The organism is Bradyrhizobium sp. NBAIM03, from assembly GCF_020194055.1.
GTDB classification, from domain to species: domain Bacteria; phylum Pseudomonadota; class Alphaproteobacteria; order Rhizobiales; family Xanthobacteraceae; genus Bradyrhizobium; species Bradyrhizobium yuanmingense.
Genome location: NZ_JADYVS010000021.1, coordinates 89,669 through 106,005 on the forward strand (window position 1 = coordinate 89,669; position 16,337 = coordinate 106,005).

The following is a 16,337-nucleotide window of genomic DNA, read 5'->3' on the forward strand; positions in this document are numbered from 1 at the left end:
CCGGCTATAGCCCGTACCCGCAGCGGACCATCGGTAGCTCGCTCTCTGCTCATGCCGTCCTGCCCCGTTGTCCAATGTGCAACCTTATCGCGACTGGCTGACTTGTCGAGAGTGGAGCGCTGTTGAATATCGAAGCATCGCAATGCGAACGTCGTTTGTTGTTCGGACGTTGGAAACTGCGCCGTTTACGCACACTACTCTTGTGCGTCGGCGGGATACTGGGCAGGCAGCGCCCCGGGCGGGACAAACGAACTGGCGCCTCCAATACCAGCGAACCAACCTCTAGTTGCCAGTGGCATCCTAGGGATTTCCCTAGGTCGCAGGCGAGGCATACGCCGCTGAGCAAATTTCCGGGCTACATTTCAGATTGTCTATTGCTACGCTAGCCATTTAAGATGGACCAGCTATACGAGGGCCCGACAATGCCGCTTGTTTTCGTGCATGGCGTGAATACGCGCAGAGGCAACACCCCACAAGAGCAGCGGGTCTTCGATGACCGAAGCACATTGCTCCAGCAACAGCTGGCGCATGTTGCTTTTATCGATCGGGTAAAGACCGCCGACGGACTGAAAACATTTGCGCCCTACTGGGGAGACCTCGGAGTCAAGTTTGCCCGCAACTTCGCCAGCTTGCCCACGTCCGGCGCGCAAACATTAGCGGTTGGCCAGCCGGCGCGTGTGGACTTGGTGACCTCTACCGCAGCAAAGTTGGACGGCGAACTCGTCAACAAACCCACCTTGAACAGCGATCCACTGTTAACCGTTGCGAGGGCCCGATTGTTGCCCGCGGCGGTGGACTTGCTATTCGCTGGCTCCTCGAACGCTCCAAAGGCTGGTCCATTAGCACAGGCACTGACAAATGCGTTGCCGGACGTGGCGCGGTTCTCTCTGGTAGCCGAGGCATACGCGGCTGCCAACCGCAATCCGTCCTGGCTGCAGACCGTCAAGAACGACAGCGAGTTTGTGGAAGAGCTATTTCGTTCGGTAACGGCACTTTCTGCAACTTCGAGCGAAGCGGCCACAGGAGCCAATGGAACAATCCAAACGTTGGCGATTGGAAACTCTGTTCTGAATTGGCTTAAGACCGGCGCCACCGCGATCAAGGATGCAGTGAGTGAAGTGACTAAGAACGTAAAAGACGCCGTGGGAGGTGCTGCAGTCGATGCAACACGTGCAGCGTTCCTCGGCCTCTCCGAATACGTCCGTCCTTCCGCTTCCACATTCGCCGGACGTTTCGTGGGCGACGTGTTCACCTACATGGACAACCGACAACCAATTGTCGAACGAGTCATTGCCGCGATCAAGGAAGCAAACGCGGCCCGTCGCCCTGGCGACGAAGAACTCTATCTTGTCGGCCATAGCTTCGGTGGCATTATTCTCTACGACATTCTAACCCACTTTGCGAAGGACCTGCGGTGCGACCTTTTTGTGACCGTAGGTTCTCAGGTCGCACTGTTCGCGGAGATGGGGCGCCTAGCAGCGGCTAGCGAGTTGGCGGAGCCTTTCGCAAAGGGCGAGCCTGCTGATCTTCCTGCCGCAGTATCGCGCTGGATTAACGTCTATGATTTGACCGACTACGTTGGTTTCGCGACCAAGGGCGTCTTCAAAGACGTACTCGATTTTGAGTTCGAGACGGATGCTTTGCCAATCATTTCCCATGCCGCATATTTTGACACTCCCCGCTTCTTTGCCCGCCTGCGTGAAAGAGTAAAGGAGTTGTTTGAAGAAAAGGGAGCGCAAGTTTGATTTGGAGGCGCTTATGGCCCTGATCTGGGCCGAAGGGTTTACAGGCGAAAACGCCCTCGCTCCGGCTTGGCTGAAAATGAGCGAGGCCATAGTTAGACGCCGTAAACTAAAGGCCGCAGACGGCATTCCATTTCTCGACGCGAGCAAGGCCGAAGAGGATGCCGTCGAAAGATATACGACGCTTGTCAAACAAGCAGAAGAAGCTCTGAAGAAGGCTGCGAGTGACGGCAAGCCTAGAACTCACGTAATGATCGTTGGCGTCGGCGAATACGATTCAAAGGACATCATTCCGACGGTCACTACATCGGTGAACGGAGCCAGGAAATTCGCCGAGTGGGCACTGACGAAATTCTCCAAGGTTGACCGCCCGTTAGGCTCGGTCGAATTCCTATGTTCGGCAACACCAGAGCAGGGCGAGTGGAAACTGGAAGGTGACGCGGCCACGAAGCTCGGGTTTGCAACTACCTGTCCTGCGATGCCAGCCGAACCAGCTACATTCGAGAATATCCGCAAGCGGTTCGGTGAATGGTTGGACCGTTCCGGTACAATGCTGGAAAATGCCGCGATCTGGTACTTTGCCGGCCACGGCATATTCAAGTCCGAGCCGACGTTGTTCGCCCAAGACGCGCGGCTTCCTACCAACGACAAAGAGGGAGGCAACCTGATCGCGACGATCGCGAGCGCGACCTACCTACAAAACCGGAAGCCCAGCGTGCAATGCTTCTTCATCGACGCTTGCTCCGAGTATAACTTCGAGGCGATCGCAAACCAGCTCGAAGTGATAGGTCGCCCGCTCTGCACGCCTGTAAGCGGTGCCGCCATCTCGGAAAGAGATGCCTCAATCTACTTTGGCTCATACGCAGGCGGTAAGGCCTACGGAGACGCGAAAGACGCGCCCTTTTTCACGCAGGAACTCATACATTGCTTGACGCAGCGTGCTGGTGACCCAACGGTCGATGGATGCCCGGTGACTATGTCATCACTGGCAATTGCTCTAAAGTCGGCGGCGTTGCATCGCGCTGAGACGGAAGATAACAGCGGGATCATCTTCTCCGAAAGCAAGCCGGGTGTCGTCAACACGACAGGCGTTCTCTGCGATCTTGTCGGCCCCCCTGAAGTCCTGGTCAAGGTAAGGTGTAGCCTTGGCACAGCGATGTCAGCCGCAGATCTGTTCGTCGCCGAAGAGGCGCCAGGTGAAAGACGCCTAAGCCGAGCAAAACGGAGGGACGGGCCGTGGTGCACGCCCGTCCCCATCGGAAAGTGGACGGCGAATGCGGCTTTTGACACCGATAAATATGAAACCGGCCTTAAACCGTTCGAGCCGAAGCTTCCGGCTTCTGAAGTCATCATAGACATCAAGCAGCGCGACACAGGCAAACCGGATGGGGCGAAGCCGTGACCAGCTACATCGTCCGGATCACAGCTGAAAATGTGCCACCGGACCTGGCCGGCGCGCCCATAGCCGTGGAAGTGTTTTCCGAGGCCGGAAAGGCCGAGCGCGCGGCGTTGCGTCTTGCCGGCCGTCCTACAGACGTCGGCGTGCCGGGTCCAGGCTCCTACCTGGTGAGAACCGCTCTTCCTTCCGGGCGCATTATTTCGATCACCGTCGCAACCCCAGAAACAGGTACCAACGGACTAGCTATCGGCGAAGCTGTGCTGGACATGAAGGAAACTGACGCGATTGCAGACTTCTGGCGCGAAGCCGAGTCCTTGATGAAAATCGCAACCGCAATACAAGCGAGCCGTAAGCCCGGCGAGACCATGCCGCCTTGGCTGGGTGAGCGCCTCCGCGAGCTCGGAAACCGCGCACTTGAGAACATCGCAGAACTTGGCAGGAATGCGCTTACCCGCCTCTTGGACAGATTCCGCGGACAGGTCGTCATTACTGACGTCAGTTCGGCAGATCCGGGATCGCCGCGCATTCAAAACTCTGAACACCGCCGCACTGCACACGACGCGCATGCTGGCTCTCCGATTGAGTTGTCCTACCGCTGGGGAACGTTCGTTGAGTGGACCCCCGGCCGGACGCACTCAACATTGGTCTTGAGGAAAGGTGGAGACGGTAAAGTAGATGCTCAAGGAGAAATATCCGTTCCTTCTGGGATCGCGCCGACCAACTGCTTCTATGTTGAGATTTCCGAACCATCTAGCCACAACGCTGCTCTAGTCGTTTGGCTGCCCGGGCCCAAAGGAGAGGCGGTGAAGCTCGCGGCAAGTTCCGAGCTCGCCGCCTATCGGAGTGGATCCGTTTTATCCGCATATCCGGCCTCTCCTGAAGATGCCCTTGCAACGACGTTGTACGAATACGTACGTCAAGGCGCCATGGAGCGTGCCCGCCTGTTCCTTGATGATCTCATTGAGCGATTGCGAAATCCTCAAGACATGCCGAGTTCGAACACCAGCATTTTGGCAGCTTACGTTCTCTACAAGCTAAGGCACCCCTACGCTGATGAACTTATCCCGCGGCTGAGGGAAATGAATCCTGACCTGCCCGACGTGCATGTCCTGCAATGTGCGCAATGGATAGCTACCGGTAAGCAAGATAGTGTGCCAGACGAGCTCGTAACTGCAATCAAGTGCGGTATTCCGATCTACACTGAAGGGGTCAGGCTGCTTCGCGACAGCTCCAACTTATGCCGTGACCTCTTCCCTGATGATAAAAGGTTCGGCGATCATGTGCGGAAAGCTCATAGTGCGGCCTCGGCGGCCAATTTCGAATCCATGTTGACCTGCTTGCGGCTTGGCGCGGACGTTATGGCGGAGTTTGTCTAGAAATGTGGTTTGGCCTGATAAGCTCGCGCAATGCCGCGAGAACCACGTTCGGTGACAAACCAAAGCCCAACCAGACAATGTGGAGAGAGGCGCCAGCGCCACCTTCAGCCGCGATAGCAATGCAGCCATGAACGGCAACACGCACCGGTCTATTCGGAGCTGGAATAGGCGAGTGCAGTCTGCCTCCCCCATCCCCCTCGCGGGCAGTGTCTCAGTTTGCCGACACTACCTCTCGCGGACCCACAGAGCAGCCCAACTGCCGTTGGGGGACGGAAGTTTTTAGAGCGAGATGAGCCCATACCGGAGGCCGATAACGACCGCGCTGATCCTGTTCGTCGCCCCAAGCTTTCTCTTTACGTTGCCGAGATGAAACTCGACGGTTTTCTCGGAAATCCGGAGAATCCCACCGATCTCCCAGTTCGTTTTCCCCTCTTTGCACCATTCGAGGCAGGCGACTTCCTGCGGCGTCAGGAGCGGATTGTCGGCGCCGGGCACTTCACAAGTGAACGACTGCGTCGGGACTGGATCTGCACCGTCGCCGCAGGGCAGCAACTCTCCATCAAGCTGCGCGGCAAACGCATCGGCATGTATACGATGTTTTTCGAAGTTTGATTGGTGGGACGCAACGCAGCGCTGACCTTGGTACTCGATAGCGTCGGAGGTCAATATGTGAGATCGATTGGAGGACATTCGGCAAGACACACGTTCTTTCGGCGATGCCGCCGATAGGTCAAAAGAACTTCGGAATCCATGTAAGCGTCAAATATGCGCGCAAGCTTAGATTGAGTTCGCCTTCGGGCGCAATGAATTTCTGCTGCCGTGAGCCAAAAGCAGGCCTCGGCGTCTCGGCCGGTTCAAGGCGAGCTCCAACCCTAACGACCACGCCGCGCTGGTCGGCGGCCGATTGCGAAGCCGCCGGCCCGAATGGCTTGCGCCGGGGACCGAGGCCGAGGGAGTCAAGCTGAGCGGGAGATTGAGCTAGCTAACGAAATTCGAAGATCGCTCCCCAGATCAGGACCGGAGCCGATCGCGGGAGCGCGCTAAATCAGCGAGCTTATACATTTTTCCCCTCCGCTACGCCTCGTTGTGGATCAGATACTCCGAGCTATGCCCGGTATCGCACCAATTTCGCAGGTATTCTGTCGGCCCCACAGCGTTCTTGCAAGTTCGACAGGGACCTGATCTTTGAACTTCCCAGCCGTGATATTCTGGACCGCCGAAGAAACCCGAACTGCGTCTGCAGCAGTGAAGTCCGCCAGACTTGCGAGTTTAGATCTTGCCATCGCGACGGTCGTTTCGGATAGGGTCAATCCCAAATCATGCACGTGGCCGGGAAGACCAACCATAGCGGCGGCAGCTCCAAAAACCGCCGTCACCTGCGATCCACGCCACAGAAAGACGTGAACGTCCTTCTCCTCTTGAAGCACGTTCGTGGTGTCAAGACCTAAACCGCTGAAAGCCTCCCGGCCCTCCGCCAGCAAATCGCGCGCTCTTTGGTCCAGATAAGTGGGTTCGTCCGACGCGAGATAGACAGCCCTCATTTCTGCGGCTAAGCGATCGTGTAATCGCTCGCCATCCGCTCGCTCGAACCGTGGCACGACGCCGCCGGGGTGAGGCGCCACGAAAAGTGTGTTGGTCTTTTCGTCGAGATCTTGTACAATCCATCGTTGCCCGGCAAAAACGACAAGGCTATCCTTATGGACCGGGAACGATATCGGCAATGTCCCCAGTGTCCTCCCGGACACAGTAAGCCGCCACTCCTCCGCTGACTCGAATACGGCAAAGAAGTTGCGCGATTGAACGACTGCCTCTCCTTCGTTGGCCAGCATGATCGTGCCGTCGGGTGATTGCTCTATAAACCGGATCTCGTCAGATCCCAAGTGCTTCAACAGAAGCGCGAACTCCGCAGCAGAAATCATCGCGAAGGGACCAGAACCGCACAGCAACTCGTACAGTGGGCGGGCCCGTATTCCGCCGCGCTCGGCGATCACCGAAAGTATCTGGTGGACTAGCGTGGAGGCAACCTCGGGTACCTGCCCCGCCGGCTCGACGAATTTCTCGAGCAGGAGTCGGATGACGGCCACCGATCGTATTGTGTTCGAGCGTAGTCGGTCGATGACACCCGTATCCTGATCGGTGTTTGGTTCACGAATGTAGATTCTTAGGACCGACGGAGTACCCCTCCTGCGTCCCGTTCGCCCAAGGCGTTGACGTAGAGAGGAGAGTGATCTCGGCGCACCTATTTGGGCAACCGACTTCACCGATCCGATGTCGACCCCCAGTTCGAGGGTAGACGTACAGATACCGGTCGTCGGTAACTTTCCGTCTTTGAGGCGGTTCTCCAGCTCCTCGCGGATGGTTTTCGAAAGACTCCCGTGATGGGGGTAAAATTCGTTGGGCACTTTCGCCTTTTCAGAGCGCCTCCTGAGCCGATCCGCGGTCGATTCCACTGTCCGACGCGAACCGCCGAAAACAAGATTGTTGGTTCCTCTGAGTGTCGAATAGAGATGGTCCGCAATATCGTCCAGAGCTATGCGCCGGACTACCGCCTCTTCGGGAACGCCGCTCGCGCCTTCAGCGTGATCTGGGTCGTCCAGCTGCGGAGGCTCAACATAGCCGCGAACCTGAAGTCTGAGTTCGGGTGAATCCGACTTGGCTTCCAGGATTTCGACAAGCTGAGGCGTCGTGGGTCGAAGCCAAGCGGCGGCCTGACCGAGGTCGCCTATCGTCGCGGAAAGCCCGATACGTCGCGCCGGCCGCGACGACACGGCATCGATGCGCCGCAACAGACTAGCGACATGGAGACCGCGAGGCCCCTGAAGAAAGGAATGCAGCTCGTCCACGACAATGAAGTCCGCCGAGCACAATAACCGCTTCGCGTCGCCCGGACGGCGGACGAACATCGCCTCGATGGATTCGGGAGTGATCAGCGAGATCCCTCGCGGGTCGGCCATTGCCCGTTTCTTCGCGGTCTGTGGGGCATCTCCATGCCACTTCACGGCCGGAATGGCCATGTTTTCGCAGAGTTCGTCCAGCCGCTTGAACTGATCGTTGATTAATGCCTTCAACGGGCTGATATAGAGGACCGAGAACCCAGCGAGCGCCCGATCGGCAACGCTCGTGAGAACTGGCAGAAACGCGGCTTCAGTCTTCCCTGCTGCCGTGGAGGCGGCGATCAAGATGTCGCGGTCGCCGTCCAGGACTGAGATGATGGTACGGGCCTGTATTTCCCTGAGCTCGTCCCATCCCTGATTTCGGATCCACCGGCGGATCGTCGGATGCAGCTTGTCGTAGGCCCCCTCAAGATTTGAGGCGGAGGCTGGTGAGCTCATCGTCGTCCCCGTTGTTAGGCGTCGCTTCCGCTACGTCGTCGGGTGCGTCTGGAGCGATCGGCACTTGTTCAAGAAGATCCTGCCACCGGCTGTCCGGGTTCTGCTCCAGTACCGACAGCATTTGAACGAACGATCTTATCGTCGAGCGCGGCGTACGGAAGTATGCGGCCCCGATCTTTCGGTCACAGTGCTCCATGAAGGCGGTAAGCGCATCGTCGGGAACCAGATACTTCGTAGGATCCCCGCCCGCAAAGACCATCCTGATGTTTCCGAGGAGCACAAGCAGATCCTCAGGCGTCAGGCTCTGCAGCCTGATCACAGGGCCCGACATGTCAACGAGACCGCCCGCAGCGAAGGAATTCTCGGCTAGCCGCGACTGAAGAGCTTCGTAACTGAACATGCCCCTGCGGGTGTCCAGAAGAAACTCTGGCGTACCACACATAACGAAACCGATGCCTGATGTATTTCCCTGAAGCGCATCGTTTACAATGTTGAGTACTTGCTCGTAGTTCTGCTTTCGCGCTTGAGCGCTCTGGAGCTTGTAGATGTTGGCCATCTCGTCAATCATAACGAGCAGTCCCGCGTAGCCCGCGACTCTTACCAGGCATGCGAGCGATTTAAAGCTGTCGTAGAGGTTCTCGTCATCGATGATGGTCCGCACACCGAGATCTCTCTTCGCATCGGTACGGGTCGAATACTCACCACGAAGCCATCGGATAGCGTTTTGCTTGAGAAGCTCGTTCGATTCCTCGCTGCCCCGCCAGAATGCCTTCAGCACGGTCGCAAAATCGTACCCACCGGCTAATTGCGCAATCGCTCCGAGCTTTTCGTCGATCACCTTCTCGACAGATACGCTCTTCTCCGCCGCCTCCTTTGCGGCGTCAGTCACCAGCCGCTCGACGACACTTTGGAGAGCTCCCCCTTCAGGCTTGTTGCGCGTTGCCATATTGTTGACGGCCTCGGAATAGAGTGCCCGGGCCTGCCCCCCACTTGCCTGAATACGCCGATTGGGCGAGAGGTCGGCATGCATAGTCACGCATTTTCGCTCGAGCGCGATTAGCCTGACTACACTGGCAAAGAAGGTCTTCCCTGCCCCGTATTCGCCGATAACGAACCTGATCGCGGCGCCCGCGTCGGCAATGCGATCGATGTCCCGAAGCATCGCGGCGATCTCCTTGGCCCGCCCGACCTGGATGTGAGGCAATCCGATGCGTGGGACAACGCCGGCGGAAAGAGCCTGGATAATAGTATCGCGTTCGCGTGGACGGATCGTCTTGACTTGCTTGCTCATGCGGCCTTGGCCTTCATCTCGGCGATGCGTTCTCTCAAGTGCGCCGCTATCACGATTTCGTCTCCCTCTTCGATCAGCGGCTCGTCGAAGTGGTCGAACGACCAGTCATTGATGCGCTCAATTGCGCCGTCCGGCAACAGGCGGACCTCCTTGGCATGTCGCTCAAATTCCGTACGCGACATTGATCCACGAAGCTCAAGTAACTCGACCAATTCGCCGTGAGGACCGTCCAATCCTTCCAAGGATTGATCGGCTGGGAGTGGAGAGGCTTGGACAGGAGGCGGGCCTTCGTCGGTAAAGATGTTGGCGAGCAAGGCGGACACAGCTTCCGTATCCTTTCGGGTCTTCTCCAAGCGGACCGCATCGATTCTGATGCCCGCCGAGGGAGGAGCCGGGGGCGCCTGCTTTGGAATGGGGATGCCTGCCGCCCGAGCCTCCTCCGTCAATGCTACCGGCTCATCCTTCTCGGCGGCAGCGCGGTGCAGACCGGCATACACACGCTCCGTCGGCAGACCTAGCGACTTGTGCAGTCGCTCAAGGAACTTGACCTCTCCGGCATCGATATTCTGATTTGCGCCGATCACCGCGACCGCAGCCTCGGCTATTGCTTGCCGCTCGCTTTGACTGGTTTCTGCAAGTTTGCGCATGACCCTGTCGCGCTTGGGCGGATTGTTGAATGTGATGACGGCGAACGCGATCAGTCGGGCCTGTTCTACCCCCGATAGATCGCCTTCCGCCCTAATCCTTGCGATGGTGCGCTGTAATTCCTCGTACGATGCATCCCCGTCGGCCGCAGCGGCCAGGACAGCGACTTCGATCTGCGCTCGCATCGCTCGAAACGGCGCCCTGGCTGGATCCACCGGGCCGCCGTCAGCCGCCCGGAACACGAACACTTGGTCGTCCGCCCGAGGCGCGCCGCTCCCGTATCGGCGATCGGGCTCTATTGCGATCCCAACGACATCCAAGGCGCCGCTCAGCGTATCCAGAGCGGCACTTGGTATTTTGCCTCCTTCCGGTATTTCGATCCCAGCCATCTCTAGGAGCACCTGTGCGGTCGTACTGCCGCGGCCTTGGCTTCCTACCAGGGAATCGATCTGGCGCCTGAAGTCTTCCACGGGACCGACTTTGGCCGCCCGTTGAAGATCGATAGGAAGAAGCGCCGCCGCGGCCATCGAATGCCTTGCTGCCGGTTTCCGACCGACCAGACGGCTGAAGCTGTCGAGCTCGTTTGTGCAATCGTCTAGCAAAGTCCTCAAAATCTCTAAGTCTCGCACGAGGAGGCTCGCATCAGGCTGGCGCTGATGTTGTCCTGGAACGTCGATTTCGAACGCACCGCTCGCAGCACGATACCGCAGCCAGACGTTGCCCTTGGAATTCACGGCAAAACCCTTGGGAAAGCGTGTGCCGAAACGCAGCTTCCACAATGCGACAAATTCTTCGAAGCACCTCACGGCCGGGGTTCTAAGATAGGTGTCCGGCATCGCCATAACCCAATAGAGCGCGTCGTCAGCCGAAACGCTCGGGGACGCTGCGAGCCGCTCGGCCAGATACAGACGCGTGGCGAGCTCCATCTCCGAACCGACGCTGCGTTCGGCAGAAAGGGGTGGCAACGCCAAGCGGATGCCGCGCGATATCCGAACAACGTTGAGGAATTTCGTGGCGTAGTTCTGGAAGGAATTGTTCGCACCGTAGATCGAAAGCAATCTTTCGACTTCTTGAATAACCGCGGGAACATCTGACCCTTGATCTATGAACACGCGGTGCTCAAGGCCATAGAAGAAGAGAAACACATATCCAATGCCGTAGCTGGGATCTCGCCGTCCAGTACGCATCCAGTCCAAAAAAGAACGTCGGGCGGCCGGCGAGATTTGCTCGTACGATGGCCAATAAGGCATCGACTGACCATCGACATCGGGCTGCCGCGAGTACGCCGGCAGAGCGGGATTTATGGCATACTGCCTGGTCTCACCGTTCGGCCCAGCTATCAAGGCGCCGTAGTAGAACATGCCCCCAGAAATTTCTGCCTTGCCGAAGACTGCCCTTTCGCCCGCCGCCAACCACACTGCCGGCGACTCACTCGAACGAAGCTTGCTTATCGCTGGTGGCGGGCTTTGACCAGAACTCGGAAGCTCGGAATGCCCGTCGGAAGGAGAAACGCTCTGCGACCTGCCCCTCAGAGCGAGATAGAGGAGCCAAACGACCCCGGCCCCCAAAACAAACGCTCCTATTGCGGCTGCGTGTTCCACAACGAACCGGTAGATGGCCATAACGGCCGCCACCAATCCGCCGATCAGGATCAGGAAGATGGTTCCGGCGTCAGATGATTTACCCCGTCGTCGCCCCATGGAATTGTAGTCTCTAGCCCGCGCCCTGTAGCCTTCCTTCGCGCGACTCTTGCACGATGCACCACTCGCGGCAACAGCGTGGCGATAGTCAGTCACAAGGAGGCAAAGTGCCGTTCAACGAGGCTCTGTGCCACCCTTATTCGACCACAGAGCTGGTTCCGTGCCGTCATACGAAATCGGCGTAGCCGCATCAGCGCCCGTACACCCTAGGGATTTCCCTAGGTGCGAGCAGCACACTATGGATCGCAAAAGCCCTGTCGGGCACCTAAGGCGATATCGCATAAACGCTTAGTCCCCGTTGAAACGGTGAATTGCGGTAGGCCTCACCTATGAGCTTAATCTCCAACGTACACTCCGCTGATCGCGCCGTCATGAGCGGATCCTCTCCTGGCACTGCCACCGCGCCGACCATCGAAACGATCCCGTATGCGTTGAGAAAACCGAGAGGAATGCGTACAAAGCTTCCTATCTGACCCGATAAACGCGGCCGTGAACAATGGGGCTCGTTGACGGCAGATCTGGCGAGAGCGTAGCGTAGACCGTCGCGCCGACTACTCGTCTGAACGTGCGGCGCCGTATTCGCTATGCGAAAGGATCCTGTTGTGAGGGCCTTCAAAATTGCTGCGACGGTGTTCGATTTTCCTGCGCCGGTCAATCCAACGATTGCAGCATGTCGCGTAACAAGTTTATCCAGATCTAGCGTGGCTTCCAAGCTCTCTGAAGCGGAATGGCTACCGATGGCTACTGGAGCTGACCCGCTGGGAGCATAGATCTGCTAAGCGCGATCTCTTCGATGAAACGCGAAGGAAACGAATACTTGAAGAAATTGAATATTCTGACGGCTACCTTCACCAAGTGGTGCACGAATTTGAGACAAGGAAGGTGACTTGGTGTGATGCGTATTGTTGCATTTCATCGTCGTGCAAGACATTAATGGATTTTCGGCGAAAGTCAGAGATCTGAAGAGATTGAGGCTGATATTCAGATCATGCGTGACGCGAACGGCACCGTGGATCGCTTCGGTGCGTTCAAAACGATCCTCGGGAAAACTGGCAACCAACGGCACAAACGGGTTTCCGATATACGAGAGATGCGGGACATAGTTTTAGAGCTCCAGGGCCGATTATGCGCAGGTCGCGTGGTGCGCGAGTCCATCGACTGCCGCATCATCACCGAACGATGAAATGTCTAATAAGATCCAAGAAGATCGCGGTGTGCTTGAAGGGGTCGGCTAATGTTCGAACCGCCCGTCCGCGCGATGCGAATTCCCGAAAGCCAATGCCCGGTGCCAAACGGCCCTGCCGCGAGACAAGATGCCATCAGCATCGAACCTTCTAGATTCGAAGCCGCGAGAGTCTCATGAGTGCGCCGGCGGTTGCGCGACAAGTTGTCCGAGAGACAAAAACTACCTGACGGTTGAGATTTGGACTAAACTACGGAATCTGTCGTCGGGCAGCATACATGACCTTCGAGACCCCAGCAGGCAACGCGACAACCGTGGCCGCGGCAAGCGTCGACTGCGCGAGTTACTTTACCTTTAGCAATACTCTTCGCGGGCACATTGGCGGACCCGCCATTCTTGGCAAGAATTGAACTAAGTTAGGCTGCTAAATGCCGGGTGGCTTTTTCAAGCTTGTAGAGTGAACCAGCTCACACGCCGGCGGCCAAGGACGTTGCAATATCTGCGTGCCGCTTTTGACGTGGGATGTCGATAAACTTGGGTCGCCATCGTACAAAAAGTGTTTCGGTGACCCGGGTGAAATCTACGCCAAAAGGATCGCGCTCTGCTGGCTGAATTGTGCTGGGGAGTCGTTTTATGGATATTCAGGCGCACCCGCCCCTTCCTTACGTGAAGCCTGAAAGGGCATCGAGTGTACCTTTCCCGAGGATCGGCAAGGTACAGCGTGAGCTGACTGCATCGGCCAACTATTTTGTAGTGGACCCGGTCTTTCTAGCTACCGCCTCTTTGCAACCGTATCAACGAACGCATCAGGACCCGATCCATCGGCCGCTCAGGATCTACACGCTTGATCCAGCGGCGAGTCGGCAGGATGGCGCTGTGGCCGTGTTAAATGTCCCATTCGAGCGATTGCGCTCGGGGCCCGCGGGCAGCATCCTGGAGGTGGTCGATTGGGACGAGACGACGGGGCGGCTCAACAAGCCGGTCGAGTTGGATGATCCTCGCATCCTGATAGAAAATGGACGGCCCCCCTCGCCGTCCGACCCTATGTTCCGGCAGCAGATGGTCTACGCGGTCTGCGCGGCCACGTACGATGTCTTCAGACGCGCGCTCGGACGCGATCCGTGCTGGGGCTTTCACTCTCGTCCTGGTCAAGCTTATGCAAAGCTCAGAATTCGGCCACAGGCCTTCTGCGGCCGCAATGCCTATTACGATTCATCAGCAGGGGAACTCAAGTTCGGCTACTACACTGCCGATGGTAGCGTTCAGGGACGAAATCGACCCGGCGGTCGGGTGTTCACGAGTCTCTCACACGACATCATCGTGCATGAGATGACCCATGCGTTGCTGGACGGTCTTCGGCCGCGCTTTCGGCTGCCGACCCACCCGGATGTCGCGGCCTTTCACGAGGGTTTTGCCGACCTCGTGGCGATGCTCATGCACTTCTCGTATTCGGATGTCGTTCGCGCCGCAATTGAGAGGTCAGGCGGCAAACTCGAGACCGATGCGCTGCTTCTGTCACTCGCTAACCAATTCGGACATACCACGGGTTCGGGCGGGCCGTTGCGATCGGCCATCGATGCAGCGGGGCTTGGACAAGACGAGGAGCGCAGCGTCCGACGATATGATCAAGCTGGCGACGAACCGCACGAGCGTGGCTCGCTTCTAGTAACGGCCATTTTCGAAGCATTCGCGACGATACTTCGCCGGAAGACAAAGCGATTCATTCGCCTGGCACGTCTAACTCCCGGTGAGGCTCCAGGTTCTGAGCTTTGCGAAATTCTCGCCGACCAAGCAAGCACACTGGCATCACAGTTCCTTTCGGTTTGCATACGTGCCATCGACTACTGCCCGCCGTTCGACCTGTGTTTTGGCGAGTATCTGCGAGCAGTTATCACTGCGGATTTCGATCTCGTTCAGGACGACCCCTTCGGCTATCGCGAGGCCATCATCGATTCCTTCGCCCGTCGGCGCATCTACCCGGATGACGTGCCCGATCTCGCGGAGGACACTCTGCTATGGCGACCACCTGACAAGCAAATGGAGCCGATCGAAGACCTGCACTTCAAGAGGTTACGTTTCGCGGGCGACCCGGGACGAGCAGCCGACGAGACCGAACTGCGCCGGCAGGCCGAAGCACTCGGATCCTACGTCATGCGGCCGGGGTACGCACGCGCGTTCGGCTGCGCTTTACCGGGCGACGTGCAACTGAACGGAGATCACGTCGATCCTGCAGTTGTTGGTTCTATTCGCTCCCTTCGCCGCATCGGCCCGGACCGGCAGGTCACCTTCGATACGGTCGCCGAGATCACCCAGCGGCGTTGGTGCAAGCAGATATCGGGAACGTTCACTGAAGTCATCGGCGGCTCAACCGTCATCCTCGGCCCGGACGGCCGAGTTCGCTATGCAATCCGAAAGTCCGTGACGGATCAACGCCGAATACGAGCGCAAGCAGACCATCTTGACGGTAAAGGCGGTTCGAAGAGATGGACGAAGCGCGGCAGCCGCCACCAACTGTCGCGATCCGGTATATGCCATCTCTTTGGTGGAACAGTCGGTGTCCAGCAACCAGCAAGAGGAGAACGACATGAGCGATAGCGAACAGAAACTCCGCCAAGCATTAATGAGAATCGCAGAGGTGGCTCAGGCAGCGTCGGATACGGGACGATATGTGGACGAGGACGATAAGCCGAATGGCGGCGAAGCTGCGCGGCGCCCCCATAACCACGCGGGTGGAAAAAACGCGCATTGTTCAATTAAGCAACTGCCCGGCCGTCTAGCCGAAAAAGCGGCAAAGACTGCAACGACCATCAATCCCATGAACCGAGTTAACTTCGGTGCCATTGGCTCCGTGGCACGCGGCCTGGTACTCTCGCCAGCAGCGATTGCAGTTTTGGTTGGTAAGTATTGGGGCCCGCAACAGCGCCGGCTCACGGTCAGCTTCCTGGATGGCGGGCCAAGTGATCTGCGCCGCCGGATCATTCAGCACATGAATGCCTGGAACCAAACCGCAGGGATCTCATTCGTGGAGACCCGTGGTGTGGGTAAGGTGCGCATCTCGCGAAATCAAGCAGGATACTGGTCTTATCTCGGGACCGACATCCTGCACATTCCCAGTAATCGGCCGACGTTGAACCTCCAGGGTTTCACCATGAACACAGCGGACAGCGAATTCCATCGCGTCGTGCGTCATGAAGCTGGGCACACGCTCGGCTTCCCGCATGAACACATGCGTGAGGAGCTGGTTGACCTCATAGACCCACAAAAGGCCTATGAGTTCTTCCTGCGCACACAGGGATGGTCTCGTGAGATGGTGGACCAACAGGTGCTGACACCGCTCAGCCAGGACTCGATAATGGCCACCCCACCTGACCAAGATTCGATCATGTGCTATCAACTTCCGGGATCGATTACCAAAGACGGTCAGCCGATCCGGGGAGGTTCGGACATCAACGCCACCGACTATGCCTTCGCGGGACAGATCTACCCGAAGGTTTCGTCAGAGGGTGCACCGTCGATCCAAGCTCAAATGGGCCTCGCCGACGAATGGTCGCCATCGGAAGATGTGGAGGTGGACGAGGAACTGGTACCGTAACGCTTTGCCGCGCCTCGTCGAGATTCAGGCCTCCCAGGACCTTCCACCCGTGCTGCACGTGCGGGTGGGAGACGTAC

Annotated in this window: 10 protein-coding genes; 7 read left to right on the forward strand and 3 right to left on the reverse strand. The window is 57.8% G+C overall.

What is annotated here, in order from left to right:
* Window positions 1-422: 422 nt before the first annotated feature.
* The 4 genes from I6F21_RS27065 (at window position 423) to I6F21_RS27085 (ending at window position 5,129) form a co-directional block, all read left to right on the forward strand.
* The gene (locus I6F21_RS27065; RefSeq protein ID WP_225183757.1) at window positions 423-1,745 is read left to right on the forward strand and encodes a hypothetical protein; all 1,323 of its coding nucleotides are present in this window, start codon (window positions 423-425) and stop codon (window positions 1,743-1,745) included.
* Window positions 1,720-3,144, forward strand: coding sequence for a caspase family protein (locus I6F21_RS27070; protein ID WP_225183758.1), 1,425 nt, complete (start codon window positions 1,720-1,722; stop codon window positions 3,142-3,144). Before I6F21_RS27065 ends, I6F21_RS27070 begins: the two co-directional genes overlap by 26 nt.
* The gene (locus I6F21_RS27075) at window positions 3,141-4,517 is read left to right on the forward strand and encodes a hypothetical protein (protein WP_225130021.1); all 1,377 of its coding nucleotides are present in this window, start codon (window positions 3,141-3,143) and stop codon (window positions 4,515-4,517) included. The genes I6F21_RS27070 and I6F21_RS27075 overlap by 4 nt, the downstream gene beginning before the upstream one ends.
* 366 nt (window positions 4,518-4,883) lie before the next feature.
* Window positions 4,884-5,129, forward strand: a complete 246-nt coding sequence (locus tag I6F21_RS27085; protein ID WP_225130133.1) for a hypothetical protein — start codon at window positions 4,884-4,886, stop codon at window positions 5,127-5,129.
* A gap of 479 nt (window positions 5,130-5,608) precedes the next feature.
* Here the strand turns inward: I6F21_RS27085 and I6F21_RS27090 are convergent, their stop codons facing one another.
* The 3 genes from I6F21_RS27090 to I6F21_RS27100 are packed head-to-tail and all read right to left on the reverse strand — an operon-like array spanning window position 5,609 to window position 11,203.
* The gene (locus tag I6F21_RS27090) at window positions 5,609-7,849 is read right to left on the reverse strand and encodes a DEAD/DEAH box helicase (protein ID WP_225183759.1); all 2,241 of its coding nucleotides are present in this window, start codon (window positions 7,847-7,849) and stop codon (window positions 5,609-5,611) included.
* Window positions 7,818-9,140, reverse strand: coding sequence for an ATP-binding protein (locus tag I6F21_RS27095; protein ID WP_225145518.1), 1,323 nt, complete (start codon window positions 9,138-9,140; stop codon window positions 7,818-7,820). The genes I6F21_RS27090 and I6F21_RS27095 overlap by 32 nt, the downstream gene beginning before the upstream one ends.
* Complete coding sequence (locus I6F21_RS27100; protein WP_225130027.1) at window positions 9,137-11,203, reverse strand: TerB N-terminal domain-containing protein; 2,067 nt, start codon at window positions 11,201-11,203, stop codon at window positions 9,137-9,139. Before I6F21_RS27100 ends, I6F21_RS27095 begins: the two co-directional genes overlap by 4 nt.
* Window positions 11,204-12,473: 1,270 nt before the next feature.
* On the opposite strand from I6F21_RS27100, the gene I6F21_RS27110 reads away from it, so the two are divergent.
* The 3 genes from I6F21_RS27110 (at window position 12,474) to I6F21_RS27120 (ending at window position 16,260) form a co-directional block, all read left to right on the forward strand.
* A complete protein-coding gene (locus I6F21_RS27110) occupies window positions 12,474-12,668 on the forward strand; it encodes a hypothetical protein (RefSeq protein ID WP_225152492.1) in 195 nt (64 codons plus the stop codon).
* A gap of 633 nt (window positions 12,669-13,301) precedes the next feature.
* Window positions 13,302-15,263: a hypothetical protein gene (locus tag I6F21_RS27115; RefSeq protein ID WP_225183760.1), complete on the forward strand. Its 1,962-nt coding sequence runs from the start codon at window positions 13,302-13,304 to the stop codon at window positions 15,261-15,263.
* A complete protein-coding gene (locus tag I6F21_RS27120) occupies window positions 15,253-16,260 on the forward strand; it encodes a M12 family metallopeptidase (protein WP_225130033.1) in 1,008 nt (335 codons plus the stop codon). Before I6F21_RS27115 ends, I6F21_RS27120 begins: the two co-directional genes overlap by 11 nt.
* The last annotated feature ends 77 nt before the right edge of the window (window positions 16,261-16,337 follow it).